This window comes from Rubrivirga litoralis, assembly GCF_031846415.1.
GTDB lineage: Bacteria > Bacteroidota > Rhodothermia > Rhodothermales > Rubricoccaceae > Rubrivirga > Rubrivirga litoralis.
Window position 1 is genome coordinate 1 of sequence record NZ_JAVRHT010000021.1, and the last position, 22,869, is coordinate 22,869.

Genomic DNA, 22,869 nt, shown 5'->3' on the forward strand with positions numbered 1-22,869 from the left:
AGCACGCGCGCTGACACAGGGCGGGGTGGTCCACACGCCACCCCGCCCTTTGGGTCCGCCCCCTTTTCACTCTGGCCTCAGGCCACGACACATGGCGAATCAGAAGATCCGCATCAAGCTCAAGTCGTTCGACCACACGCTCGTCGACAAGAGCGCCGAGAAGATCATCCGCACGGTCAAGTCGACCGGCGCCGTCGTCAGCGGGCCGATCCCGCTCCCGACGCGCAAGACGATCTACACGGTCCTCTCCGGTCCCCACGTCGACAAGAAGGCGCGGGACCAGTTCGAGACGCGCGCCCACAAGCGCCTCATCGACATCCTCTCGACGTCGTCGAAGACCGTCGACGCCCTCATGAAGCTGGAGCTCCCCTCCGGCGTGGACGTCGAAATCAAGGTCTGACCCGACCGACATCTACGGGCGGGGCAACCACCCCGCCCGCTCTCTTTTCCGCTTAACTAACCCCCCGGTTCAATGAGCGCCATTCTCGGCCGCAAGGTCGGCATGACGAGCGTCTACGACGCCAGCGGACGGCAGACCGTCTGCACGGTGATCGAAGCCGGCCCGTGTGCCGTCACCCAGATCAAGACCGACGAGACCGACGGCTACCGCGCCGTCCAGATCGGTTTCCAGGACAAAAAGTCCAAGCACACGACGATGGCCATGGCCGGCCACTTCGAGGCCGCCGGCGTGGACGCCAAGCGCCACATCGTCGAGTTCCGAGGCACCGACCTCGACAACGACGTCTCGCTCGGCGACGAGATCACCGTCGAGCGCTTCGAAGAAGGCGACACGGTCGCCGTCTCGGGCACGTCGAAGGGCAAGGGCTTCCAGGGCGTCGTCAAGCGCCACAACTTCCGCGGCGTCAACGACGCCACGCACGGACAGCACAACCGGCAGCGCGCGCCGGGTTCGATCGGGCAGGCGTCCGACCCCAGCCGCGTGTTCAAGGGCACGCGCATGGCGGGGCGGACGGGCGGCGAGCGCGTGACGGTCAAGAACCTCCGCGTCGTCCGCGTCTTCCCGGACAACAACCTGATCCTCGTCAAGGGCGCCGTGCCGGGCCACAAGAACGGGATCGTCGAGATTCGCAAGGCATGATGCGTGACGAATGATGCACGCGGCGCCACCCCGCCCGCGCATCCAGGCCGTCACGAATCACGCATCACGCAACAGAACCATGAAACTCTCTGTCTACACCCGCGCCGGCGCCGAGGCCGGACGCCAGGTCGAACTCGACGACGCCATCTTCGGGATCGAGCCGAACGACCACGCCATCTGGCTCGACGTCCGCAGCATCCAGGCCAATAAGCGCCAGGGCACGCACAAGACGAAGGAGCGCAGCGAAGTGTCCAAGTCGCGCCGCAAGCTGTACCGCCAGAAGGGGACGGGCAACGCCCGCGCCGGCGACGCCAAGAGCCCGCTCCGCAAGGGCGGCGGCACCATCTTCGGTCCCCGCCCGCACGAGTACACCGTCCGCGTCAACCGCAAGACGAAGCAGCTGGCCCGGCGCAGCGCGCTGGCCTACAAGCTGACCGACTCGACGCTCCGCGTGATCGAGGACATCGACCTGGCCGTGCCCAAAACGCGCGAGATCGCGGACCTCCTCAAGAGCAACGGCGTGAGCGGCAAGACGCTCGTGCTCTCGAGCGGCCTCGACAACACGCTCTACCGCTCGGCCCGCAACATCCCAGGCGTGAAGGTGCTCGCCGCCGACCAGGCGTCGACGCTCGACCTCATCGGTGCCAAGACGATCCTGCTCCAGGAGGGCGCCGTCGAGGCGCTGACCGAGGCGCTCCGCCCCGCCCAGAAGGCGACCGTCGACGGCCAGTCCGCTCCGCCGGAGACGGCTCGCTCCAAGGCCGCCGCCTCGCCCGCCACCGAGGGCGGGGTGGAGGAGACGGACCTCCCGGTCCCGATGGAGGACGCGCCGACCACCGCCGACCCCGCCGCTCCGGACGTGCCCACCACCCCGCCCGCCGCCGAGGGCGGGGCGGAGACGGACTCCGACGACGACACCCAGACTGAGGCCTAACCATGAACGAGATCATCATCGAGCCCGTCCTCACCGAGAAGTCGACGCGCCTCATCGAAGAGGGGCAGCACTACACCTTCAAGGTCGCGAAGACGGCCAACAAGATCGAGATCCGCAAGGCCTTCGAGACGCGCTACCCCGACGTCGAAGTCGGCGAGGTGCGGACGATGGTCGTCCGCGGCAAGCGGAAGCGCCAGTTCACCAAGCGCGGCCTCGTCCGCGGGCGGCAGGCGGCGTGGAAGAAAGCCGTCATCACGCTGCGCTCGGGCGAGATCGACCTGTACGAGTCCGTCTAACGTTCTCGGTTCTCCGCCCCGCCCGGGGCGATCCTGACTGTTCTGAACCACTAGGGCGCAAAGCCCCGGCTCGGCCGGCGGCACGTAGGCCCTCCCACACATGGCTATCCGTAAGCTCAACCCGACCACACCGGGTCAGCGGCACCGCTCGGTCTCGGCCTTCGACACGATCACGACGTCGGAGCCGGAAAAGAGCCTGCTGGACGTGCGCAAGCGTTCCGGCGGCCGCAACAACAACGGCCGCAAGACCTCCCGCCACCGCGGCGGCGGCCACAAGCGCCGGTACCGGATCATCGACTTTAAGCGGGGCAAGCACGGCATCCCGGCTCGCGTCGCGTCGATCGAGTACGACCCGAACCGGAGCGCCCGCATCGCCCTCCTGGTCTACGCCGACGGCGAGAAGCGCTACATCATCGCGCCCGACAAGGTGACGGTCGGCCAGACGCTCGTGAGCGGGCCGGACGCCTCGCCTGAGATCGGCAACTGCCTCCCGCTGGCCAACATCCCGCTGGGCACGCAGGTCCACGCGATCGAGATGAAGCCGGGGAAGGGCGCGCAGCTCGCCCGGAGCGCCGGGACGTCGGCGCAGCTGACGGCGCGCGAGGGGCGGTTCGCCAACCTCAAGCTCCCGTCCGGCGAAGTCCGCCGGGTCCCGGTCGACTGTCTGGCCACGATCGGCCAGACGTCGAACCCGGACCACATGAACATCGACATCGGGAAGGCCGGCCGTTCGCGCTGGCTCGGCATCCGCCCGCAAACGCGCGGCGTGGCCATGAACCCGGTCGACCACCCGATGGGCGGCGGCGAGGGCAAGTCCTCCGGCGGCCACCCGAAGAGCCCGACCGGCGTCTACGCCAAGGGCTTCAAGACGCGCAAGAAGAAGAAAGCGTCGAACAAGTTCATCGTCCGCCGCCGCAAGGCTAAGAAGTAACTCCTATGGCACGCTCGCTGAAGAAAGGCCCCTTCGTCCACTACAAGCTCCGTGCGAAGGTGGACGAGATGAACGAGGGCGGCAAAAAGCGCGTCGTCAAGACGTGGAGCCGCGGCTCGATGATCACGCCCGACATGCTCGGGCACACGTTCGCCGTCCACAACGGGAAGCAGTTCGTCCCGGTCTACGTGACCGAGAACATGATCGGCCACCGGCTGGGCGAGTTCGCCCCGACGCGGACGTTCCGCGGCCACGCCGGCGCCAAAAAGGACCGCCGCCGCTAACGCCGTCGGGCGGGCGGGGCGGTCAACGCTCCGCCCCGCCCCGCCCACCCTAGAGACACACCAGACATGGAAGCACGCGCCAAGCGGAGGTACCTCCGCATCAGCCCGCGAAAGATGCGGATCGTGGCCGACGTCGTCCGCGGCAAGAACGCCCAGACGGCCATCGACACGCTCGAGTTCATGCCGCAGAAGGCGGCCAAGATGGTCCGCCGCGCGATCCAGGACGCCTACGGCAACCTCGTGGACCAGAACCAGGACGAGCGGATCGACGACGACCGCCTGATCGTGAAGACGATCATGGTCGACCAGGCCCCGGTCCTCAAGCGGTTCCAGCCCGTCTCGCGCGGGCGCGCCCACCCCATCCTCAAGCGCTCCAGCCACCTCACCGTCGTCGTCGGCACGCCCGAAGCGGAGACGGCCGAGGCGGTCGAGGCGTAACCACACCCAGACACCCCGACTCATGGGTCAGAAAACAAACCCCATCGGCTTCCGTCTCGGCGTGATCCGAGGCTGGGACTCCAACTGGTACACCGACGGCTCGTACTCCGAGATGCTCGTCGAGGACCAGGAGATCCGCCGCTACCTCGACGCCCGCCTCAAGCGCGCCGGCCTCAGCCGGACCGTCATCGAGCGGACGCCCAAGCGCGTCATCCTCACGCTCCACACGTCGCGCCCGGGCGTGATCATCGGGCGGGGCGGCTCCGAGGTCGAGAAGCTGCGCGAGGAGCTGAAGAAGCTGACCTCGAAGGACATCCAGATCAACATCAACGAGATCAAGCGGCCCGAGTTGGACGCTTCGCTCGTGGCGCAGAACATCGCGCAGCAGCTGGAGGGCCGCGTGTCCTACCGCCGCGCGATGAAGCAGGCGCTCGGGGCCGCCATGCGGATGGGCGCCCAGGGCATCCGTATCCGCCTCGGCGGGCGGCTGGGCGGCTCGGAGATGAGCCGGACCGAGCAGTACCTCGAAGGCCGCGTGCCTCTCCACACGCTCCGCGCCGACATCGACTACGCCGAGGCGACGGCCTTTACGACCGCCGGCACCTGCGGGGTCAAGGTCTGGATCTTCCACGGCGAGGTGCTCGGCAAGCCCGACCTCAGCCCGAACGCGACGGCGCAGCGCCAGCAGAACGCGGCCCCCAGCGTCCCCGAGCGCCGCCGTCGCGGCGGCCGGGACGACCGCGGCGGGCGGGGCGGCGGCGGCGGCCGCGGCCGCCGGTAACTCCCACACCCCTCTTCTAGAGCACAGACAGGACAGCTATGTTGATGCCCAAGCGGACCAAGTTCCGCAAGATGCAGAAGGGCCGCGTGACCGGGCTCGCCCAGCGCGGAGCCCGCGTGACCTTCGGCGACTACGGGATCAAGGTCCTCGAAGCGGGGTGGCTCACGAGCCGCCAGATCGAGGCCGCCCGTATCGCCATGACGCGCAAGATGAAGCGCGTCGGGAAGGTGTGGATCCGCGTGTTCCCCGACAAGCCGATCACCAAGAAGCCGGCCGAGACCCGCATGGGCAAGGGCAAGGGCTCGCCCGAGTACTGGGTGGCCGTCGTCAAGCCAGGCCGGATCGTGTTCGAGATCGGCGGGGTGGACGAGGACCTGGCGCGCGAAGCGCTCCGGCTCGCCATCCAGAAGCTGCCGGTTAAGGCGAAGATCGTTGTTCGGCCTGAGTCGGCGCCCGTCCCGCCCCCTGCCGACGTGACCGGCGACGCCTCCGGCCTCACGGCCGACGTCCAAAACGACGACCTCACGAACCTCTACGGCTTGGGCGACACGCTCGCCGAGGCGTTCGAGGCGCAGGGCATCACGACCTACGCCGGGCTCGCCGGTCTCAGCCTGGACCGTCTCCGGGAGATCGTCGAGGCCGACGGGACCGACCAGCAGTCGGTCAACGAGGAGACGTGGACTCAGCAGGCCCAGTACCTCGCCGACGGCGACTTCGACGCGTTCAACGACTACGTGGACGCGCTCCGTGAGGAGGACGGCAACGTCGTCGACACCGACGAGCCGGAGGCCCCGACGGGAGACGCCGTCGAGCGCCCCGTGGGCGAAGACGCCGACGAGTCGGCCGAGCAGAACGCCGGCCCGAACCCGCAGAACCAGGGCGACAACACGTCGGACGACGGCAACACGCCGCCCGCCAGCGCCTAGACCACCCCGCCCCGGCGCCCACGTGGCCGCCGGGGCGCTTTGTACCTACGAGACATGAAAGCCAACGACATCCGCGAGATGAGCGCTGCCGAGATCGAGCAGCGCATCGACGAGGAGACCCGCGACATCACAGACCTCAAGTTCCGCCGGACGGTGACGGGGCTCGAGAACCCGATCGTGCTCCGCGACAAGCGGCGCGCCATCGCCCGTATGAAGACGGTCCTCCGCGAGAAGCAGACGCCTGACACGCCGCGTGCGACGGCGACCGACGCGTGAAGCTTCAGTGGGGGCGGGGCGGGGCGGCGGTCCTGACGGCGCCTTCACCCGCCCCGCCCGTATCCTCAATCGCTCAGCCCGGCCCGCTCGCTTGAGCGCCGGCCGGTCGGCGCCGCCCCGCCCAGCGGGCGCCCGCGCCCTTCCGTAGTTGGTGAGGTACCGGCTCACCAAGCGACTAGCACCGCCCCCCAGGGGCCTCAAGGCTATGGCCAACGAAACACAGACCGCCGACACGGCGGCCGCCGAGCGCAGCGCGCGGAAGTACCGCGTCGGCCTCGTCGTCTCCGACAAGATGGACAAGACGATCACCGTCGCCATCGAGCGCCAGGTGAAGCACCCCATCTACGGCAAGTTTATCAAGCAGACGACGAAGCTGAAGGCGCACGACGAGACGAACGACGCCGGCGAAGGCGACGTAGTCCGCATCCAGGAGACCCGCCCGCTCTCGAAGACGAAGCGGTGGCGGCTCGTGGAGGTCGTCGAACGCGCCCGATAACCCCGTGCACCTGGCCGCTCCGGCGGCTCGCCCTCGGCTCCCATGATCCAGCAAGAATCCAGACTCAACGTCGCCGACAACAGCGGGGCCAAGCAGGTCCTCTGCATCCGCGTCCTCGGCGGCTCGGGCCGCCGCTATGCCCGCGTCGGCGACACGATCGTCGTGTCGGTCAAGAACGCGATCCCCGGCGGCAACGTGAAAAAGGGCGACGTGTCCCGCGCCGTCATCGTCCGCACCAAGAAAGAGTACCGGCGCTCTGACGGCTCGTACATCCGGTTCGACGAGAACGCAGCCGTCCTCCTCAACGACGCCGACGAGCCGCGCGGAACGCGCATCTTCGGCCCCGTCGCCCGCGAGCTCCGCGACCGCCAGTTTATGCGGATCGTCTCCCTCGCCCCCGAAGTCCTCTAGACCGATGCCGCGTACCACGAACAAGCAGAAAAAGCTCCACGTCAAGAAGGGCGACCAGGTCGTCCTGACGAAGCGAATCACGGCCCACGGCGGCGGTCAGAACGACCGGCCCAAGGGGTACCAGGCCCGCGTGCTGGAGGTGTACCCGAGCCGTGACAGGGTCCTCGTGGAGGGCGTCAACCTTCGGCTCAAGCACACGAAGCCGAACCAGGCGTACCCGAACGGCGGCCGCATTGAGGCGGAGCGGCCGATCCACATCTCGAACGTGATGCCGGTCGACGGGAACGGCGCGCCGACGCGAATCGGGCGGAAGCGCGTCGAGAGCGTAGAGACCGGGCGGGGCCGTTGGGTCCGCTACGCCAAGACCACCGGCGAGGAGCTGGACAGCTAGAGCGGACTCCCAGGGCGGGGCGGCCACCCCGCCCCCGACAACCACACACCATGGAGAACTACACCCCCCGTTTCAAGGAGCGCTACCGCTCCGAGATCGCCCCCGCCCTCACGGAGCAGTTCGGGTACTCGAACCCGATGGAGGTCCCGCGCCTGCTCAAGGTGACGATCAACAAGGGCATCGGCGAGGCGTCCCAGAACAAGAAAATCCTCGACGACGCCGTTGAGGAGCTTCGCAAGATTACCGGCCAGCAGCCGGCGGTCCGCAACGCGCGGCAGTCGATCTCGAACTTCAAGCTCCGTGAGGGGATGCCCGTGGGCGTCGCCGTCACGCTCCGGGGTGACCGGATGTGGGAGTTCGTGGACCGCCTCATAACGCTCGCGCTCCCCGCCGTGCGCGACTTCCGTGGCATCCCCGACCGCTCGTTCGACGGGCGTGGCAACTACACGCTGGGCGTCCGGGAGCAGATCATCTTCCCGGAGATCGACATCGACTCGGTCTCCCGCGTCTCCGGCATGGACGTCACGTTCGTGACGACGGCCGAGACGGACGAGGAGGCCTACGCGCTGCTCAAGGCGCTCGGCATGCCGTTCGTCCGCCGCGAGACGCAGGAGGTGGCCTAGCCGCCCCGCCCCACTCTTAGAACTCTACCGAACCCAACATGGCCAAGAAGAGCGTCATCGCCCGCGAGAAGAAGCGCCGCGAGACCGTCGCGAAGTACGCCGAAAAGCGGGCCGCCCTCAAGGCCGCCGGCGACTACGAGGGGCTCCAGCGGCTCCCGCGCAACGCGAGCCCAGTCCGCCTCCACAACCGCTGCGCCCTCACGGGGCGCCCCCGCGGCTACCTCCGCAAGTTCGGCGTCTGCCGCAACGTGTTCCGCGAGCTCGCGATGGAGGGGAAGATCCCCGGCATCCGCAAGTCGAGCTGGTAGGGATGAGGTTCAGGGTCTAGCGTTCCGGGTTGTTTCCCGAACCGAACCCTGGACTCCGAACCCATCGACCCCGAACCTTACACCCTCTAGCGGTCAGGCGGAGCTCTGCTCCGAACCGGCCGAAGACGCAATGAGCGCACTCTCAGACCCTGTCGCGGACTACCTCACCCGGATCCGCAACGCCCAAAAGGCACGCCACCCTTACGTCGACGTCCCGGCCTCCAAGCTGAAGCGGGCGGTCACGCAGATCCTCCTCGACAAGGGCTACGTCCAAGACTACGTCAACGTCGAGGACAACAAGCAGGGGCTGATTCGGATCTACCTCAAGTACCTCCGTGGAGGCAAGCCCGTGATCCAGACGATCACGCGGATGTCCAAGCCTGGGCTCCGCCGCTACGTCGGCGCCGGCGAGTTGCCGCGCGTGATGAACGGGCTCGGCATCGCCATCATCTCGACGTCCCGCGGCGTGATGACGGACAAGGAGGCCCGGCGCGCCGGGATCGGGGGCGAAGTCATCGCCACCGTCAGCTAGCCACCCCGCCCCCGAGGCCGAGGGCGGCCTCCAGCACCTGCAGCACTCATGTCTCGAATCGGCAAGCAGCCCATCCCGCTCCCCGACGGCGTCACGGTCGACGTCTCGGGCAAGAACCACGCGACCGTCAAGGGGCCGAAAGGCCAGCTTGGCCTCGCCGTTGACCCCGACCTCTCGGTCGCCGAAGAGGACGGTGACCTCGTCGTCTCGCGCCCGACCGACCAGAAGCGGCACCGCGCGCTCCACGGCCTGACCCGGTCGCTCCTCGCCAACATGGTCGAGGGCGTCACCGACGGCTACACCAAAGAGCTCGAGGTGATCGGCGTGGGCTACCGCGCCGAAGCGACCAAGGTGTCGGGCCTCGACGTGCTCGAGCTCGCCCTCGGATTCTCGCACCCCATCTACTTCGTGCCGCCGGAGGGCATCACCATCGAAGCGCAGTCGGCACGTGGGCAGAACCCCCGCGTCAAGATCAGCGGCATCGACAAGCAGCTCGTCGGTCAGGTGGCGGCCAAGATCCGCGCGCTCCGGCCCCCGGAGCCCTACAAGGGCAAGGGCGTCCGCTACGTCGACGAGTTCGTCCGCCGGAAGGCCGGCAAGACGGCCGCCCGCTAGAACCGCCCCGCCCCTTCATTTTTCGCGTGGCACGACGGCTCAGACCGTCGGCCCCAAGCGCACCCTACGATGGCACGTACTGCCCGCAAAGTCACTCAGCGCCAACGCATCCGGCGCCGCATCCGCTCCAAGGTGTCTGGTACACCGCAGCGCCCGCGCCTGAGCGTGTTCCGTTCGAACAAGCACATCTACGCCCAGCTTATCGACGACCTCGCCGGCACCACGCTTGCCGCCGCGTCGACCCGCGAGGGCGGGGTGGAGGGCGGCGGCGTGGAGGCGTCGAAGGCGGTCGGGCAGCGGATCGCCGAGCGCGCAAAGGAGGCCGGTGTTGACCGCGCCGTCTTCGACCGTGGCGGCTACCGCTACCACGGCAACGTCCAGGCCCTCGCCGAGGGCGCCCGCGCCGCCGGGCTCACCCTCTAAGCACACACTCCCATGGCACAGCAGCAAAACCGGGGCCGAGGCCGTCGCAACGACGGGCGTGACAACGCCGCCAACCGCTCCAACCTTATCGAGAAGCTCGTCTCCGTCAACCGCGTGGCGAAGGTGGTCAAAGGTGGCCGGCGGTTCTCGTTCAACGCCGTCGTCGTCGTCGGCGACGGGAACGGCCAAGTCGGACAGGGCCTCGGCAAAGCCAACGAGGTCGCCGACGCGATCTCCAAGGGGACCGAGGACGCCAAGAAGAACCTGATCGGCGTGCCGGTGACGGGCACGGGCTCCATCCCCCACGCCGTCCGCGGCCGCCACGACGCCGGCTCCGTCCTCCTCAAGCCTGCATCCGACGGGACGGGCGTGATCGCCGGCGGCGGTGTCCGCGCGGTCCTCGAGTGCGCCGGCATCCGCAACGTGCTCTCGAAGAGCCAGGGGTCGTCGAACCCGCACAACCAGGTGAGCGCGACGATGGACGCCCTGAACCAGCTTCAGGACCCGGCCGAGGTCGCCGCCCGCCGCGGGGTCACCATCAAGCAGGTGTTTGAAGGGTAAGAGGGAGGGGGCAAGAGGCAAGGGAGAACGCTCCCTTTCAGGCCGCCCCGCCCCTTCCCGCTTCCCCCACCCCTCTTCCCCCTAGTCATGGCAACGATCAAGATTACCCAGACGCGGAGCGTCATCCGCCGGCCCGGCGTCCAGAAGCGGACGATCCAGGCGCTCGGCCTCGGCCGCATCGGCCGGACGGTCGAGCACGAGGCGACCCCCCAGATCCAGGGGATGGTGGCGAAGGTCCGCCACCTCGTCTCCGTCGACGAAAACTAAGCCGCCGCCCCGCCCGCGTATGCGAGGGCGGGGTGGGCCTTTCACGCAAAAGGCGACCGCCCTCTCTTGGGGCGCCGCCTATCTTTTTTGTCGCGCCGCCATCGGCGCAGGCGCCGTCAGGCGCATCGCGAGTCTGCCTCTGGCCTACAACGGACGGGGCGGGCGTCTCTAGCCACTCATACGATGGACCTCAGCAACCTGAAGCCCGCAACGGGCTCCACCAAGAAGCGCAAGCGTGTCGGCCGCGGAGAGGGCTCCGGCCACGGCGGCACCTCGACGCGCGGCCACAAAGGCCAGAAGAGCCGGTCGGGCGGCGGCGTCCCCACGTGGTTCGAGGGCGGGCAGATGCCGCTCCAGCGCCGCGTGCCGAAGTTCGGGTTCAAGAACCGCAACCGCGTCGCGTACGACCCGATCAACATCGGCCGTCTCGCCGTCCTCGTCGAGGAGGGCCGCCTGGAGGAGGGGGCGATGGTGTCGCCCGACACGCTCCGCGCGCTCGGGATCGGCGGCAAGAACGGCCGCTATAAGATCCTCGGCGACGGCGACTTCTCGTCGCGGCTCGACGTTCACGCCCACGCCTTTTCGGCCTCGGCGCGCCAGAAGATCGAGGCCGCCGGTGGCACCGCCACTGTCGTTGACTAACCCAGCATCAGGCCGGCTCCTTGCCGGCGCTGAACGCTGACAGCTCTACCCCATGGCCTCGGTCGTCGAATCTGCCCGCAACATCTGGAAGATCCAGGAGCTCCGGCAGCGCATTCTCTTTACGCTCGGCGTCCTGGTCGTCTACCGGCTGGGGTCGTACGTGACCCTGCCGGGTATCGACGCGGTTGCGCTCCAGCAGCTCACGGACGCTAACCCGAATCAGGGCGGCCTGTTCGGGCTGTTCAACCTGTTCGTGGGTGGGGCGTTTTTCCGGGCGGGCGTGTTCGCGTTGGGCATCATGCCCTACATCACGGCGTCGATCATCGTCCAGCTCTTGGGGGCGGTGGTGCCGTACTTCCAGAAGCTCCAACGCGAGGGGGAGGACGGCCGGCGCAAGATCACGCAGCTCACGCGGTACGGGACGGTTGCCATCACGGCGCTCCAATCGATCGGCTACGCGATCAACCTCCAAGCCACGAGCGGGACAGCGATCGTGATTCCGGCGTGGGCCTTTACGCTCGTCTGCGTCATCTGTCTGACGGCGGGGACCGTCTTCGTGATGTGGCTCGGTGAGCGGATCACGGAGAAAGGGATTGGGAACGGCATCTCGCTCATCATCATGATCGGGATCATCGCCTTCCTGCCGGCGGCGCTTGCGAACCAGTTCACGGAGGTGGCCAACATCTTCGTCTTCCTCATCGAGCTCGGCGCCCTCTTCCTCGTCACCATGGGCGTCGTGTTCGTGACGCAGGGGACACGGAGGATCCCGGTCCAGTACGCCAAGCGCGTCGTCGGGCGGAAGCAGTACGGCGGGACCACGCAGTACCTCCCGCTCCGGGTTAACGCGGCGGGCGTGATGCCGATCATCTTCGCGCAGTCGATCATGTTCATCCCGAGCACGATCGCGGCCTTCTTCCCTGACAGCGCGTTCTGGGTGGGCGTGGGCAATGCGACCGGCGACATCTTCGGCGTCTGGTACTCGGTCCTGTTCTTCGTCATCTGCGTCTTCTTTACCTACTTCTACACGGCCATCGCCGTGAACCCGCAGGAGATGGCGGACACGATGAAGCGGCAGGGCGGCTTTATCCCGGGCGTCCGGCCCGGCCGGCAGACGAGCGAGTTTATCGACACGATCCTGACGCGGATCACGCTCCCCGGCGCGCTCTTTATCGGGTTCGTGGCCATCCTGCCGGCGATCGCGGCGCAGGCCGGCGTGCTCCCTGGGTTCGCCCAGTTCTTCGGCGGCACGAGCCTGCTCATCCTCGTCGGCGTGACGCTCGACACGCTCCAGCAGATCGAGAGCCACCTGCTGATGCGGCACTACGACGGGTTCATGAAGACGGGCCGCGTGCGCGGCCGGCGCCGCTAGATGGCGACGGGCCGAATCGTTCTAAAGACCGACCGAGACGTCGCGGGCATCCGCAAGGCGGCGGCGGTCGTCGAGCGCGCGCTCGCTGCGGCCGCCGGGCTCGTTCGGCCGGGAACGCCGACGCAGGAGCTCGACGACGCGGCCGAAGCCGTCATCCGAGACGCGGGCGGTCGGCCAGCGTTCAAGGGCTACCGGATGGGCGGCGACACGCCGCCGTTCCCCGGGTCGCTCTGCATCTCGGTCAACGACGTCGTGGTCCACGGCTTCCCAAGCTCGTACGCCCTCCAGGAGGGGGACATCGTCTCCGTCGATTGCGGCGTCGAGTTGGACGGCTACTTCGGTGACTTTGCCTACACGTTCCCCGTGGGCACCGTGTCGGCGGAGACGCAGGAGCTGCTTGCCACCACCCGAGAGTCTCTTTACCTCGGCATCGGGCAGGCGGGGGCGGGGCGGCGCACGGGCGACATCGGGCACGCCGTGCAGGATTACTGCGAGGGGCGGGGCTACGGTGTCGTGCGCGACCTCGTGGGGCACGGTGTGGGGCGGCGCCTCCACGAGCCTCCGAACGTCCCGAACGTCGGCCGCAAGGGTGTGGGCAAAAAGCTCAAGCCCGGCATGACGCTCTGCATTGAGCCCATGATCAACGGCGGCACCTCCGACGTCACCGTCGACGACGACGGGTGGACGGTCCGCACGGCCGACGGGCGCCCGAGCGCGCACTTCGAGCACATGGTGCTCGTTCAGAAGGGGCACGCCGAGGTTCTTTCCTCTTACGACCTGATCGAGCGCGCCCTGGCCGAGGCCGGCGCGCCCGCCACCCCGCCCGCCCATGAGGCGGCCTCCCCGCAGTAACACACTCCACTTTATGGCGAAGCAGCCCGCGATCCGACAAGACGGCAAAGTGACCGAAGCCCTCCCTAACGCCCAGTTCCGGGTCGAGCTCGAGAACGGGCACGAGATCCTGGGACTGCTCTCCGGCAAGATGCGGAAGTTCTACATCCGCATCCTCCCCGGGGACCGCGTGACGGTCGAGCTGTCGCCGTACGACCTCACGAAGGGCCGGATCGTCTACCGCTACAAGTAGCGCGGGCGGAGCGGGGCGCGTTCACGCCACCTCGCCCGCACGAACAGCTGTACGGGCGGGGCGGCCGGTTCGGCGGGCTTTTCACGGCGCCGTCGGCATTCCTCCCCGACCGTGTCGCGTTCTTGTCTGACCGCCCCGAGTCCGCTCCCCCTCCCGAAGCATCATGAAGGTCCGCGCCAGCGTCAAGAAGCGGTCGGCCGACGACAAGATCGTCCGCCGGAAAGGCCGCATCTACATCATCAACAAGAAGAACCCCAAGCACAAGCAGCGCCAAGGGTAATTCTGAACGCCGAACGACGAACGCGGAAGGGGTCGACCCTCAGGCGTCATCGTTCAGCGTTCACCATTCAGCATTCAGACCTATGCCTCGAATCGCAGGAGTCGACGTCCCCGGCCGCAAGCGCGGCGCGGTCGCACTCACGTCCATCTTCGGCATCGGCGACAGCCGCGCCCAGGAGATCCTAGAGCGAGCCGGCGTGGACGCCGACACGTACCCCGATCAGTGGTCGGAGGACGAGACGCGCCGTGTCCGGTCCCTTATCGAAGACAACTACGTCGTCGAGGGCTCGCTCCGCACGGAGACGCAGCTCAACATCAAGCGGCTGATGGACATCGGCTGCTACCGTGGGCTCCGCCACCGCAAGGGGCTCCCCGTCCGCGGCCAGCGGACGAAGACGAACGCCCGCACCCGGAAGGGCCGCAAGAAGACGGTCGCCGGGAAGAAGAAGGCCCCGCGCAAGTAGTCGCGGGGGCGGGGCGGTTTCGGCCACCCCGCCCTCTGGCCGTTCGCCGGCGCACGCAGGCATCCTCCCGCCCTGGAGTCAATGGGGCGGGGTGGGACCACCCCTGACGCGCCACCCCGCCCCGCCGGGCGGTTTTGATTTCCACCTCCGAGGCTCCGGCCTCCTCAGCACGCTCTCATGGCGAAGCAGCAGCGCGGCGCCCGCCGCAACCAGAAGAAGGTCCAGGTCGAGTCGAACGGTCATGCCTACGTCAAGGCGTCGTTCAACAACGTCCTCATCACCATCACCGACGCGTACGGCAACACGATCTCGTGGTCGTCGTCGGGCAAGATGGGCTTCCGCGGCTCGCGGAAGAACACGCCGTACGCCGCTGGCGTCGCCGCGGCCGAGGCCGCGAAGGAGGCGCACGACCTTGGGCTCCGCCGCGTAGACGTGTACGTCAAGGGGCCGGGCTCCGGCCGCGAGGGCGCCATCCGCTCGCTCGCCAACGCGGGCCTCGAGGTCCTCTCGATCCGCGACACCACCCCGATTCCTCACAACGGCTGCCGGCCGCCCAAGCGTCGCCGCGTGTGAGGGATAGAGGGACGGGACATGGAGGGATGGGCACGCTCATTCCTCATCCCCTGTCTCTCTTTCATCCCTCCCCGAGCGACGCGAGGGCTCTAAGCCCGGCTGCGCCCGCCCCGCCCCGGCATGACCGGACGCGGGGGCGGACCGCACGTAGTCACCACCCCGCCCCGCACCCTCTGAACGCGCGAGGCACAGACTCACGAGAACGATATGGCCCGTTACCGCGGACCCAAGCAGAAAGTCGCCCGCCGCTTTGGCGAGCCCATCTTCGGCCCCTCCAAGGCTCTCGAGCGCAAGCCCTACGGCCCCGGCCAGCACGGGAACGCCCGGCGGCGCCGCGAGAGCGAGTACGCCACGCAGCTCAAGGAGAAGCAGAAGGTGAAGTACACCTACGGCCTCCTGGAGCGCCAGTTCAGGAACCTCTTTGAGAAGGCGGCCCGCAAGAAGGGCGTGACCGGAGAGAACCTGCTCCAGTTTCTGGAGGCGCGGCTCGACAACGTCGTCTACCGCCTGGGCTTCGCGCGGACGCGCCGCCAGGCCCGGCAGCTCGTGACGCACGGGCACGTCATGGTCAACGATCGCGTCTCGGGCATCCCGTCGCACACGCTGCGCCCCGGCGACATCGTCGAGGTCCGGCCCAAGTCGAAGAACCTCGACGCGATCCAGGACGCGCTCTCGACGAACCGCCGGCAGTACCCGTACCTCGAGGTCGACCGCGACGGGCTCAAGGGCAAGTTCCTCGACTACCCGGTCCGCGAGGACGTCCCGGAGAACATCCGGGAGCAGCTCATCGTCGAGCTCTACAGCAAGTAATCGCCCGGTGCGCCGCCCCGCCCCTCGTCACGAGCGGGGCGGACCCGAGGGCGGGGCGGCGTGCCCGTCACCCATCGACCCCCTACCTAAATGATCATGGCACAGATGCAGCTCCAGATGCCCGACGGCGTCACGGTCGAGGAGATGACCGACACCTACGGGCGGTTCGTCGTCCAGCCGCTCGAGCGCGGCTACGGCGTCACGATCGGGAACGCGTTCCGGCGCGTGCTCCTGTCGTCGCTGAGCGGGACTGCCATCACGGCCGTCCGTATCGACGGCGTCCAGCACGAGTTCTCGACCATCTCGGGCGTGACCGAGGACGTCTCCGACATCATCCTCAACCTGAAGGGCGTCCGGTTCCGGGCCGAGGACGAGGAGGAGGGTTCGGTCTCGATCCACCTCGAAGGCGCCGGCGCCTGGACGGCCAAGGACGTCGCCGACAACACGGCCGACTTCGAGGTCCTCAACCCGGACCACCACATCGCCACGCTGGCCGAGGACGCCGACGTCCGCATCGACCTCCGCGTCGAGCAGGGGCGGGGCTACGTGCCGGCTGACGAGAACAAGCGGCCCGACGACCCCATCGGTGTCATCGCAGTCGACTCCATCTTTACGCCCATCCTCAACGTCCGCTACAACGTCACGCCGACGCGCGTGGGCGACCGGATCGACTACGAGCGCCTGACGCTCGAGGTGGAGACCGATGGGAGCGTGACGGCCGAGGACGCGCTCACGCGCGCGGCGGCCATCCTCCGCGACCACATCGGGCTCTTCGTCGAGGTCGACACGACGGCCGGCGACGACGCCGAGGAGACCGAGGTGGACGCCGAGGTCCAGCGTATTCGGGCCATCCTGAACCAGTCGGTCGACGACCTCGACCTCTCGGTCCGCGCCCAGAACTGCCTCCGCGCCGCGTCGATCAAGTCGATCGGCGACCTCGTGCGCCGGGAGGAGAGCGAGATGCTGAAGTTCCGCAACTTCGGCCGCAAGAGCCTCCAGGAGCTCGCCGTCGTCCTCGAAGAGCGGGGCCTCCGCTTCGGGATGGACGTCGAGCGCTACGGCGAATTGAACTAGACGGTACGGGGGTACTGGGTACGGGGTACGCCCTCGTACGAGTACCCTGTACCTCGTACCCAGTACCCGCTATGAACCACGGAAAGAAGATCCTTAAGATCGGCCGGAACGCCTCCCACCGGAAGGCGACCCTCGAGTCGATGTCGGCCGCGCTCCTCGAGCACAAGCGGATCACGACCACGTTCGGCAAAGCCAAAGCGCTCCGCCGCTTTGTCGAGCCCGTCATCACGCGCTCCAAGGACGACTCGACGCACGGGCGCCGGCAGGCCTTCCGCCGGCTCGGCAACAAGGAGGCTGTCAAGACCCTCTACAACGAGGTGGCGCCGGCTGTCGGCGACCGACCCGGCGGCTACACGCGCATCGTGAAGCTGGGCCAGCGCGACGGCGACGCGGCTGAGATGGCGATCGTCGAGCTCGTCGACTTCAACGATGTCCGGCCTGAGGGCGGGGCGGGCTCGAAGCGGAAGACGCGCCGGTCTGGCCGCTCGCGCCGCTCCAGGGGCAACAACGCAGCCCCGACGGTCCCGGCCGCCGAGGCCAAGGCCCGCGAGGCGGAGGCCCAGGCCGCCCCGCCCGCCGACGCCCCCGCGGGCGCGCCGGAGAGCCAGGAGGCCGAGGCCGTCGCGTCCAACGCGGCCAACCCGGTCGAGACCGGCAACCCGCAGGTCCCCCAGAGCGGCGACCACCCCGACCACGGGGACGCTGAGCAGGGGGCGGCGCCGGGCACCGGCGAGCCGCCGCCGGAGGCGGGCGCCGAGAACCAGGGGCGTAGCGGCGACCACCGCTAGACCGCCCCGCCCGAACGGTCCCCGCGGGACCCTGCCTTTGCGGCGGGGTCCCGCGTTCAGTTTCCACCCCGCCCTCAGGGAGCGGCTCGCGACAGGACTACTCCCTCTCCAGACTCACCGTATGGGCTTCCGATCTGGATAGAGCACGGCGAGGGCACCGGGGGCGGGGCGGTTGGTTCTCGGGAGTTGGTCCCCGCCCTTGCTCCGTGCTCCTGTCGTCGGGGGGCGCTCGGGGAAACGTCCGTGGTACACGCTGGCGGCCAGCCCTCGCCGCCCCGCCCTCACGGCGCGTCGAGACGTCGGCGGGCTCGGTGGCTTGTGGGGCCGCGAAAGGTGGGCGGGGTGGCGGCGCTCGGGCGGGGTGGGAGCCCAGCCGCCCCGCCCGCCACAACTCCGGCGCTCGGGCGTTCAGGCTCGCGACCCCGCCCGTACAGGACCACCCCGCCCCGCCCGGCGCCCATGTTCCAGGCCTCCCAAGAGCTCCACGCCCACCTCGACGGGCTCGTCGTCGCACCCGAGTACGAGCGCGGGCTCCGCGTGCTCATTGAGCACTGCCGCCGGAACCTGCCGTCGGTGGACGAGGCCATGATCCGGCGAGCGTTCCGGGTCGCGTACTGGGCGCACCGCGACGACCGCCGGGCGTCCGGCGAGCTCTACATCTCGCACCCGCTCGAGGTCGCGCTCATCGCCGCCAAGGACATCCGCATCGACGACGTGACCGTCGCGGCGGCCCTCCTCCACGACACGGTCGAGGACACGGACCTCTCGCTGGACCTGCTGCGGAGCGAGTTCGGCGACGAGGTCGCGCAAATCACCGACGGCGTGACCAAGATCGGGAGCGTGTTCGAGGACCGCGGGCTGGGCCGGGCCGAGAACGTCCGCAAGCTCATGCTGTCGATGGCGTCGGACGTCCGGGTGATCCTGGTCAAGTTCGCCGACCGGCTCCACAACATGCGGACGCTGGGGGCGGTCCGGCCGGAGAAGCAGCGGCGGATCGCGGCCGAGACGCAGAACCTGTTCGCCCCGCTCGCGCACCGCTTCGGACTCCACGAGGTCAAGACGGAGCTCGAGGACCTGTCGCTGAAGTACCTCCAGCCCGAGGCGTTCCAGGAGATCGCGCGCGGGCTCAACGCCAAGCGCCGCCAGCGCGAGCGGTACGTCGAGCAGTTCGTGGAGCCCATCCGTGCCGAGCTGGAGGAGGGCGGGTTCGACTTCGAGATCTACGGGCGCCCCAAGAGCATCACGTCCATCTACAACAAGATGCAGCGGCAGGGCGTGTCGCTGGACGAGGTGTACGACCTGTTCGCGATCCGCGTCATCCTCGAGTCGACGGGGAAAAAGGGCCGCGAAGACTGCTGGCGCGTCTACTCGGCGCTGACGGCGCTCTACCCGCCGGTCACCGACCGCTTCCGCGACTTCCTCTCTGTCCCCAAGTCGAACGGCTACCAGAGCCTCCACACGACGGTCATCGGGCCGGGCGGGCGGCCGGTCGAGATCCAGATCCGCACGCGCGAGATGCACGAGATCGCCGAGCGCGGCGTGGCGGCCCACTGGAAGTACAAGGAGGCCGACCCCGGTGGCGACGGCGCCGCCCCGCCCACCGTGCCCGCCGGCGTGGGCGGGGCGGCCGGGGCCGGCGACGCCCGCCTCGACGAGATGTACGCGTGGGTCCGCGACCTGCTCGAAACGCCGGCCTCGGGCGACGCCGGCGAGTTCGTGCGCGAGTTCCAGCTCAACCTGTACGACGAGGAGATCTACGTCTTCACGCCCGGCGGCGACCTCGTGACGTTGCCGCGGGGCGCCACGCCGGTCGACTTCGCGTTCCAGATCCACACCGAGGTCGGGTTCCACTGCATCGGGGCCAAGGCCGACGGCAAGATGGTCCCGCTCTCGTACGTGCTCCAGTCCGGCGAGCAGGTCGAGATCCTGACCTCGAAGCGGCAGACGCCCAATCCGGATTGGGCGGGGTTCGTCGTCACGCACAAGGCGCAGTCGCGCATCCGCCACTGGATCAACGAGCGCCGGCGGAAGGCCGTCGCCCACGGCCGCGAGCTGCTCGACAAGAAGCTGGCCCGCGCCAAGCTGGCGCCCGACGAGCAGACGATCAACCGGGTCTCGGCGGCGCTCCGGTTCCCGAACGCTCAGCAGCTGTTCTTCGAGGTCGGCGCGGGCCTCTACGACCCCGACGACTTTGTCGCTGCGCTCCAGAAGGGGAGCGCGCCCGAGCCCGAGGTCCCGGCCGACGAGGGCGGCGCGTCGCCGGCCCTCCTCGAAGTCGACGCCGTCGACTTCCGCGAGGACGCCCGCGAGCGGGGCGGCGGCCGGACCGCGCTCGTCATCGAGGGCGAGCGGCACACGGACCTCGTCGTCGAGTACGCGGCCTGCTGCGGCCCCATCCCCGGCGACGACGTGTTCGGGTTCCTCTCGCGGACCGGCGCCGTCAACGTCCACCGCCGGTCGTGCAAGAACGCGGCCCACCTCTACGCCGACCACGGCGAGCGCGTGATCCCGGTCGAGTGGAGCCGCCAGAAGGACGTCCAGTTCTCGTCCACGCTCCGGGTCGTCGGCGAGGACCGGGTCGGCATCGTCAGCGACATGACGGCGGTGATCTCGAAGAGCCTCAAGACCAACATCCGCTCGATCACGGTGACGAGCGAAGACGGTATGTTCGAAGGCACGATCGTGCTCTACGTGAGCGACGTCGGACAGCTCAAGCGGATCGTGAAACGGCTGGGCCGACTCGACGGGATTTACGGCGTTTACCGCGACGATTAGGGGGCGGCGGTATGGGCGGGGCGGGGAGTTCCTGAGCCTATGTGCGGTCCGCTCCCTGAGCTTGCGCCGGAAGCCCTTGCGATTCAGAACAATCGGGTGAGACCGGCAGGCGCCGGAACACAATAGGTACCTTTGGAGCGTTCAGAAGGCTCAGCAGCTCGGGGCGCGTGCGGGCGCCTCCGGCTGAGTCCCCCGATTCGAGGGCGGCCCGCGGCGCATGTGCACGCGCCGACTCCGCCCCGCCCGACACCACCACACATGAGCTCCCCCGACCGAACCCCCACCCTGACCAAGAAAGACCTGGCGCGCCGCGTGTCCGAGGCCACCGGCGAGCCGCTCTACAAGTGCGAGCCGTGGGTCCAGGCGACCATCGAGTCGCTCCGCGACATGATGCTCTCGGCCGACCCGGAGGTCCGCGTCGAGCTCCGCGAGTTCGGCGTGTTCGAGGTCAAGAAGACGAAGGCCAAGCCGAAGGCCCGCAACCCGAAGACGAACGAGACGGTGTTTATTCCGGCCCGCCGGAAGACCCACTTTAAGCCGGGCAAGTACCTCCGGCAGGAGCTCCAGACGCCGCTCGAAGAGCTGGGCTACGAGATCCCCGAAGGCAGCGCCGACCACCCGAGCCGCCGCGCGAAGGCGGCCTAGCCGCCCCGCCCGCTGGCGCGTCCGCCCCGCCCCGCACGACCGCGGGGCGGGGCGGCGCCGTTTGGGGGGAGCCCATCCGTGCGCCGTTCGTGGGTCCGCCCCGCCCGGTGGGCGACCGCCGGTCGCCCCTACGGCCCCGCCCAGACGCTACGGCCCCGCCCAGACGCTGCGGCCCGACGGCGTCGCATGCCATGCCGCACCGTCGGCCGCCCCGCCCACGCCGAGGGCGGGGTGGGGCATCTTCCGCCTTCCGCCTTCCGCCTTCCGCCTTCCGCCTTCCGCCTTGCGATGACCGCCCCGCCCCGCCCCCGCCTTGTCGGCATCGACTACGGCACGCGGCGCGTGGGCGTGGCCGTGGCCGACCCGCTCCGGCTGTTCGCGCGGCCGCTGGGGACGTACCGGCCGGGCGAGGCGCTGGGCGTGCTCGCCGCGCTCCACGCGAGCGAGGGCATCGAGGTCGCCGTCGTCGGGTGGCCGCTGCTCGTGGACGGCGCGGAGGGCAAGGCCGTCGACCGCGTGCGGCCGTTTATCGGGCGGCTGAAAAAGGCGGTCCCGGGCATCCGCGTCGAGGTCCAGGACGAGCACGGGTCGTCGAAGCGGGCGCTCGCGGACCTCGTCGAGGCCGGCGTGCCACGCGGCCGCCGGCGCGGCGCGCTCGACGCGGCGGCCGCGTGCGTGATCCTGGACGACTGGCTCGCCGAGGGCGGGGAGGCCGTGTGAAAGGGCGGGGCGGGGCGGCTCCCGGCCGCTCCTCGCGCGTTGTGTCCGCCACGCCCTCCGACTCCTGCTTTGATCCTCCCGATCTACGCCTACGGCCAGCCCGTCCTCCGCGACCGCGCGGCGCCCATCGAGGCCGACAGCCCCGAGCTCCAGACGCTCCTCGACGACATGATCGAGACCATGCGCGGGGCGAACGGGGCGGGCCTCGCGGCGCCTCAGGTCGGGCGCGCGCTCCGCGTGTTCGTCGCCGACCTCTCGTCGTACGCCGACGACCTCGCGCGCGACAACGGCGGCGAGGTGCCCGACTACGCCCGCGGCCCGCTCGTGCTCATCAACCCCGAGATCGTGGTCGACGAGGCGTGCGACGACGTGGACGCCGAGGAGGGGTGCCTGTCCATCCCCGACCTCCGCGAGACCGTGTGGCGGCCGGACCGGCTCCGCGTGCGGTTCCTCGACCGCCACTTCGAGCCGCAGGAGCTCGACGCCGAGGGGCCGCTCGCGCGCGTGGTCCAGCACGAGCTCGACCACCTCGACGGGGTCCTCTACCTCGACCACCTCTCGCCGCTCCGCCGGCGGCTCCTCCAGCGCCGCCTGAAGGCCATCGCCCGCGGCGACGTCGAGACCGATTACCCGCTCGCGTTCGCCGAATAACGCCGCTCCGCCCGCGCGAGGGCGGGGCGGTCAGGAAAGACCGGGGCGCCCCCGAGGCCGGACCTCCGCCCCGCCGCTCGGGGTAGGACCGCTCCACACACCTACGATCTGATGGCCGATCTCTCCACCAAGAAGGACCCCCTCCACCTCCGCGACGAGCGCCCCGACTACGTCGAGGACAAGGTGGGCGAGGACAACGAGGACGGCGTGGACTACTCCGAGGAGGTCCCGCCCCAGGTCAACGCCGGCCCGCAGGACCCCGGCTCGCTCGGCGTCGACAAGCCGACGGTCGAGCTGGACGAAGAGAAGGTGCGGCAGGCCGAGCGCGAGGGGAAGGGGTACCAGTAGAGTCCGGTGGCCCGTCTGCCGCCCACCGCCCCGCCCGCGCTCGTGGGCGGGGCGG

35 protein-coding genes and 1 pseudogene are annotated in these 22,869 nt (G+C 69.3%); all 36 read left to right on the plus strand.

The features are described 5' to 3' along the window. Positions 1–91: 91 nt before the first annotated feature. The 36 genes and pseudogenes from rpsJ (at position 92) to RM540_RS10030 (ending at position 22,814) form a co-directional block, all read left to right on the plus strand. Positions 92–400, plus strand: a complete 309-nt coding sequence (gene rpsJ, locus RM540_RS09860; protein WP_311663608.1) for a 30S ribosomal protein S10 — start codon at positions 92–94, stop codon at positions 398–400. A 72-nt stretch (positions 401–472) separates the two neighbouring features. Further along, positions 473–1,099: a 50S ribosomal protein L3 gene (rplC, locus tag RM540_RS09865; RefSeq protein ID WP_311663609.1), complete on the plus strand. Its 627-nt coding sequence runs from the start codon at positions 473–475 to the stop codon at positions 1,097–1,099. Positions 1,100–1,178: 79 nt separating this feature from the next. Further along, positions 1,179–2,033, plus strand: coding sequence for a 50S ribosomal protein L4 (gene rplD / locus RM540_RS09870; RefSeq protein ID WP_311663610.1), 855 nt, complete (start codon positions 1,179–1,181; stop codon positions 2,031–2,033). Between the two features lie 2 nt (positions 2,034–2,035). After that, the gene (gene rplW, locus RM540_RS09875; protein ID WP_311663611.1) at positions 2,036–2,329 is read left to right on the plus strand and encodes a 50S ribosomal protein L23; all 294 of its coding nucleotides are present in this window, start codon (positions 2,036–2,038) and stop codon (positions 2,327–2,329) included. Between the two features lie 100 nt (positions 2,330–2,429). Continuing rightward, a complete protein-coding gene (gene rplB / locus RM540_RS09880) occupies positions 2,430–3,260 on the plus strand; it encodes a 50S ribosomal protein L2 (RefSeq protein WP_311663613.1) in 831 nt (276 codons plus the stop codon). A 5-nt stretch (positions 3,261–3,265) separates the two neighbouring features. Then, the gene (rpsS, locus tag RM540_RS09885; RefSeq protein ID WP_311663615.1) at positions 3,266–3,544 is read left to right on the plus strand and encodes a 30S ribosomal protein S19; all 279 of its coding nucleotides are present in this window, start codon (positions 3,266–3,268) and stop codon (positions 3,542–3,544) included. Between the two features lie 66 nt (positions 3,545–3,610). Further along, entirely contained in the window at positions 3,611–3,982 is a 372-nt protein-coding gene (gene rplV / locus RM540_RS09890) for a 50S ribosomal protein L22 (RefSeq protein ID WP_311663617.1), read from the plus strand. A gap of 22 nt (positions 3,983–4,004) precedes the next feature. Beyond that, complete coding sequence (gene rpsC, locus RM540_RS09895) at positions 4,005–4,763, plus strand: 30S ribosomal protein S3 (RefSeq protein WP_311663619.1); 759 nt, start codon at positions 4,005–4,007, stop codon at positions 4,761–4,763. A gap of 38 nt (positions 4,764–4,801) precedes the next feature. Then, positions 4,802–5,209: pseudogene (gene rplP, locus RM540_RS09900) on the plus strand (50S ribosomal protein L16); the annotation flags it as partial. Between the two features lie 27 nt (positions 5,210–5,236). Beyond that, positions 5,237–5,689: a helix-hairpin-helix domain-containing protein gene (locus RM540_RS16550; protein WP_489753815.1), complete on the plus strand. Its 453-nt coding sequence runs from the start codon at positions 5,237–5,239 to the stop codon at positions 5,687–5,689. 54 nt (positions 5,690–5,743) lie between these two features. Further along, positions 5,744–5,965 carry a 50S ribosomal protein L29 gene (gene rpmC / locus RM540_RS09905; protein WP_311663621.1) on the plus strand — a complete coding sequence of 74 codons (222 nt, stop codon included), beginning with the start codon at positions 5,744–5,746 and terminating at the stop codon, positions 5,963–5,965. Between the two features lie 205 nt (positions 5,966–6,170). Further along, a complete protein-coding gene (gene rpsQ / locus RM540_RS09910; RefSeq protein ID WP_311663623.1) occupies positions 6,171–6,461 on the plus strand; it encodes a 30S ribosomal protein S17 in 291 nt (96 codons plus the stop codon). 42 nt (positions 6,462–6,503) lie between these two features. Then, the gene (gene rplN, locus RM540_RS09915) at positions 6,504–6,872 is read left to right on the plus strand and encodes a 50S ribosomal protein L14 (protein WP_311663625.1); all 369 of its coding nucleotides are present in this window, start codon (positions 6,504–6,506) and stop codon (positions 6,870–6,872) included. Between the two features lie 4 nt (positions 6,873–6,876). After that, positions 6,877–7,263, plus strand: a complete 387-nt coding sequence (gene rplX, locus RM540_RS09920) for a 50S ribosomal protein L24 (RefSeq protein WP_311663627.1) — start codon at positions 6,877–6,879, stop codon at positions 7,261–7,263. Between the two features lie 50 nt (positions 7,264–7,313). Further along, positions 7,314–7,886 (plus strand): 50S ribosomal protein L5, encoded by a 573-nt coding sequence (gene rplE, locus RM540_RS09925; protein ID WP_311663629.1) that lies wholly within the window; start codon positions 7,314–7,316, stop codon positions 7,884–7,886. Between the two features lie 38 nt (positions 7,887–7,924). Then, complete coding sequence (gene rpsN, locus RM540_RS09930) at positions 7,925–8,194, plus strand: 30S ribosomal protein S14 (RefSeq protein ID WP_311663631.1); 270 nt, start codon at positions 7,925–7,927, stop codon at positions 8,192–8,194. Between the two features lie 130 nt (positions 8,195–8,324). Further along, positions 8,325–8,726, plus strand: coding sequence for a 30S ribosomal protein S8 (gene rpsH / locus RM540_RS09935; RefSeq protein ID WP_311663633.1), 402 nt, complete (start codon positions 8,325–8,327; stop codon positions 8,724–8,726). A gap of 48 nt (positions 8,727–8,774) precedes the next feature. Beyond that, a complete protein-coding gene (rplF, locus tag RM540_RS09940; protein WP_311663635.1) occupies positions 8,775–9,341 on the plus strand; it encodes a 50S ribosomal protein L6 in 567 nt (188 codons plus the stop codon). Positions 9,342–9,410: 69 nt separating this feature from the next. Next, positions 9,411–9,764 carry a 50S ribosomal protein L18 gene (gene rplR, locus RM540_RS09945; RefSeq protein WP_311663637.1) on the plus strand — a complete coding sequence of 118 codons (354 nt, stop codon included), beginning with the start codon at positions 9,411–9,413 and terminating at the stop codon, positions 9,762–9,764. A gap of 12 nt (positions 9,765–9,776) precedes the next feature. Beyond that, positions 9,777–10,325 (plus strand): 30S ribosomal protein S5, encoded by a 549-nt coding sequence (gene rpsE, locus RM540_RS09950; protein ID WP_311663639.1) that lies wholly within the window; start codon positions 9,777–9,779, stop codon positions 10,323–10,325. Between the two features lie 87 nt (positions 10,326–10,412). Continuing rightward, positions 10,413–10,592, plus strand: coding sequence for a 50S ribosomal protein L30 (rpmD, locus tag RM540_RS09955; protein ID WP_311663641.1), 180 nt, complete (start codon positions 10,413–10,415; stop codon positions 10,590–10,592). A gap of 183 nt (positions 10,593–10,775) precedes the next feature. Then, positions 10,776–11,234: a 50S ribosomal protein L15 gene (gene rplO, locus RM540_RS09960; RefSeq protein ID WP_311663643.1), complete on the plus strand. Its 459-nt coding sequence runs from the start codon at positions 10,776–10,778 to the stop codon at positions 11,232–11,234. Positions 11,235–11,286: 52 nt separating this feature from the next. Further along, entirely contained in the window at positions 11,287–12,603 is a 1,317-nt protein-coding gene (gene secY / locus RM540_RS09965) for a preprotein translocase subunit SecY (RefSeq protein WP_311663645.1), read from the plus strand. After that, positions 12,604–13,455 (plus strand): type I methionyl aminopeptidase, encoded by an 852-nt coding sequence (map, locus tag RM540_RS09970; RefSeq protein WP_311663647.1) that lies wholly within the window; start codon positions 12,604–12,606, stop codon positions 13,453–13,455. Between the two features lie 13 nt (positions 13,456–13,468). Continuing rightward, positions 13,469–13,687, plus strand: a complete 219-nt coding sequence (gene infA, locus RM540_RS09975) for a translation initiation factor IF-1 (RefSeq protein ID WP_094549367.1) — start codon at positions 13,469–13,471, stop codon at positions 13,685–13,687. Positions 13,688–13,850: 163 nt separating this feature from the next. Next, positions 13,851–13,967, plus strand: coding sequence for a 50S ribosomal protein L36 (rpmJ, locus tag RM540_RS09980; protein WP_095510537.1), 117 nt, complete (start codon positions 13,851–13,853; stop codon positions 13,965–13,967). Between the two features lie 82 nt (positions 13,968–14,049). Continuing rightward, positions 14,050–14,430, plus strand: coding sequence for a 30S ribosomal protein S13 (rpsM, locus tag RM540_RS09985; protein ID WP_311663652.1), 381 nt, complete (start codon positions 14,050–14,052; stop codon positions 14,428–14,430). Positions 14,431–14,607: 177 nt separating this feature from the next. After that, positions 14,608–15,003 (plus strand): 30S ribosomal protein S11, encoded by a 396-nt coding sequence (gene rpsK, locus RM540_RS09990; protein ID WP_311663654.1) that lies wholly within the window; start codon positions 14,608–14,610, stop codon positions 15,001–15,003. Positions 15,004–15,210: 207 nt separating this feature from the next. After that, positions 15,211–15,813 (plus strand): 30S ribosomal protein S4, encoded by a 603-nt coding sequence (rpsD, locus tag RM540_RS09995; protein ID WP_311663656.1) that lies wholly within the window; start codon positions 15,211–15,213, stop codon positions 15,811–15,813. A gap of 96 nt (positions 15,814–15,909) precedes the next feature. After that, the gene (locus RM540_RS10000; protein ID WP_349256318.1) at positions 15,910–16,887 is read left to right on the plus strand and encodes a DNA-directed RNA polymerase subunit alpha; all 978 of its coding nucleotides are present in this window, start codon (positions 15,910–15,912) and stop codon (positions 16,885–16,887) included. Positions 16,888–16,958: 71 nt separating this feature from the next. Next, positions 16,959–17,675: a 50S ribosomal protein L17 gene (gene rplQ / locus RM540_RS16410; protein ID WP_349256317.1), complete on the plus strand. Its 717-nt coding sequence runs from the start codon at positions 16,959–16,961 to the stop codon at positions 17,673–17,675. Positions 17,676–18,134: 459 nt separating this feature from the next. Further along, positions 18,135–20,450, plus strand: a complete 2,316-nt coding sequence (locus RM540_RS10010; RefSeq protein ID WP_311663660.1) for a RelA/SpoT family protein — start codon at positions 18,135–18,137, stop codon at positions 20,448–20,450. 258 nt (positions 20,451–20,708) lie between these two features. Then, complete coding sequence (locus RM540_RS10015) at positions 20,709–21,095, plus strand: HU family DNA-binding protein (protein WP_311663662.1); 387 nt, start codon at positions 20,709–20,711, stop codon at positions 21,093–21,095. A gap of 288 nt (positions 21,096–21,383) precedes the next feature. Further along, positions 21,384–21,815, plus strand: coding sequence for a Holliday junction resolvase RuvX (ruvX, locus tag RM540_RS10020; RefSeq protein WP_311663664.1), 432 nt, complete (start codon positions 21,384–21,386; stop codon positions 21,813–21,815). Positions 21,816–21,884: 69 nt separating this feature from the next. After that, positions 21,885–22,466 (plus strand): peptide deformylase, encoded by a 582-nt coding sequence (def, locus tag RM540_RS10025; RefSeq protein WP_311663666.1) that lies wholly within the window; start codon positions 21,885–21,887, stop codon positions 22,464–22,466. A gap of 111 nt (positions 22,467–22,577) precedes the next feature. Beyond that, positions 22,578–22,814 carry a hypothetical protein gene (locus RM540_RS10030; protein WP_311663668.1) on the plus strand — a complete coding sequence of 79 codons (237 nt, stop codon included), beginning with the start codon at positions 22,578–22,580 and terminating at the stop codon, positions 22,812–22,814. The last annotated feature ends 55 nt before the right edge of the window (positions 22,815–22,869 follow it).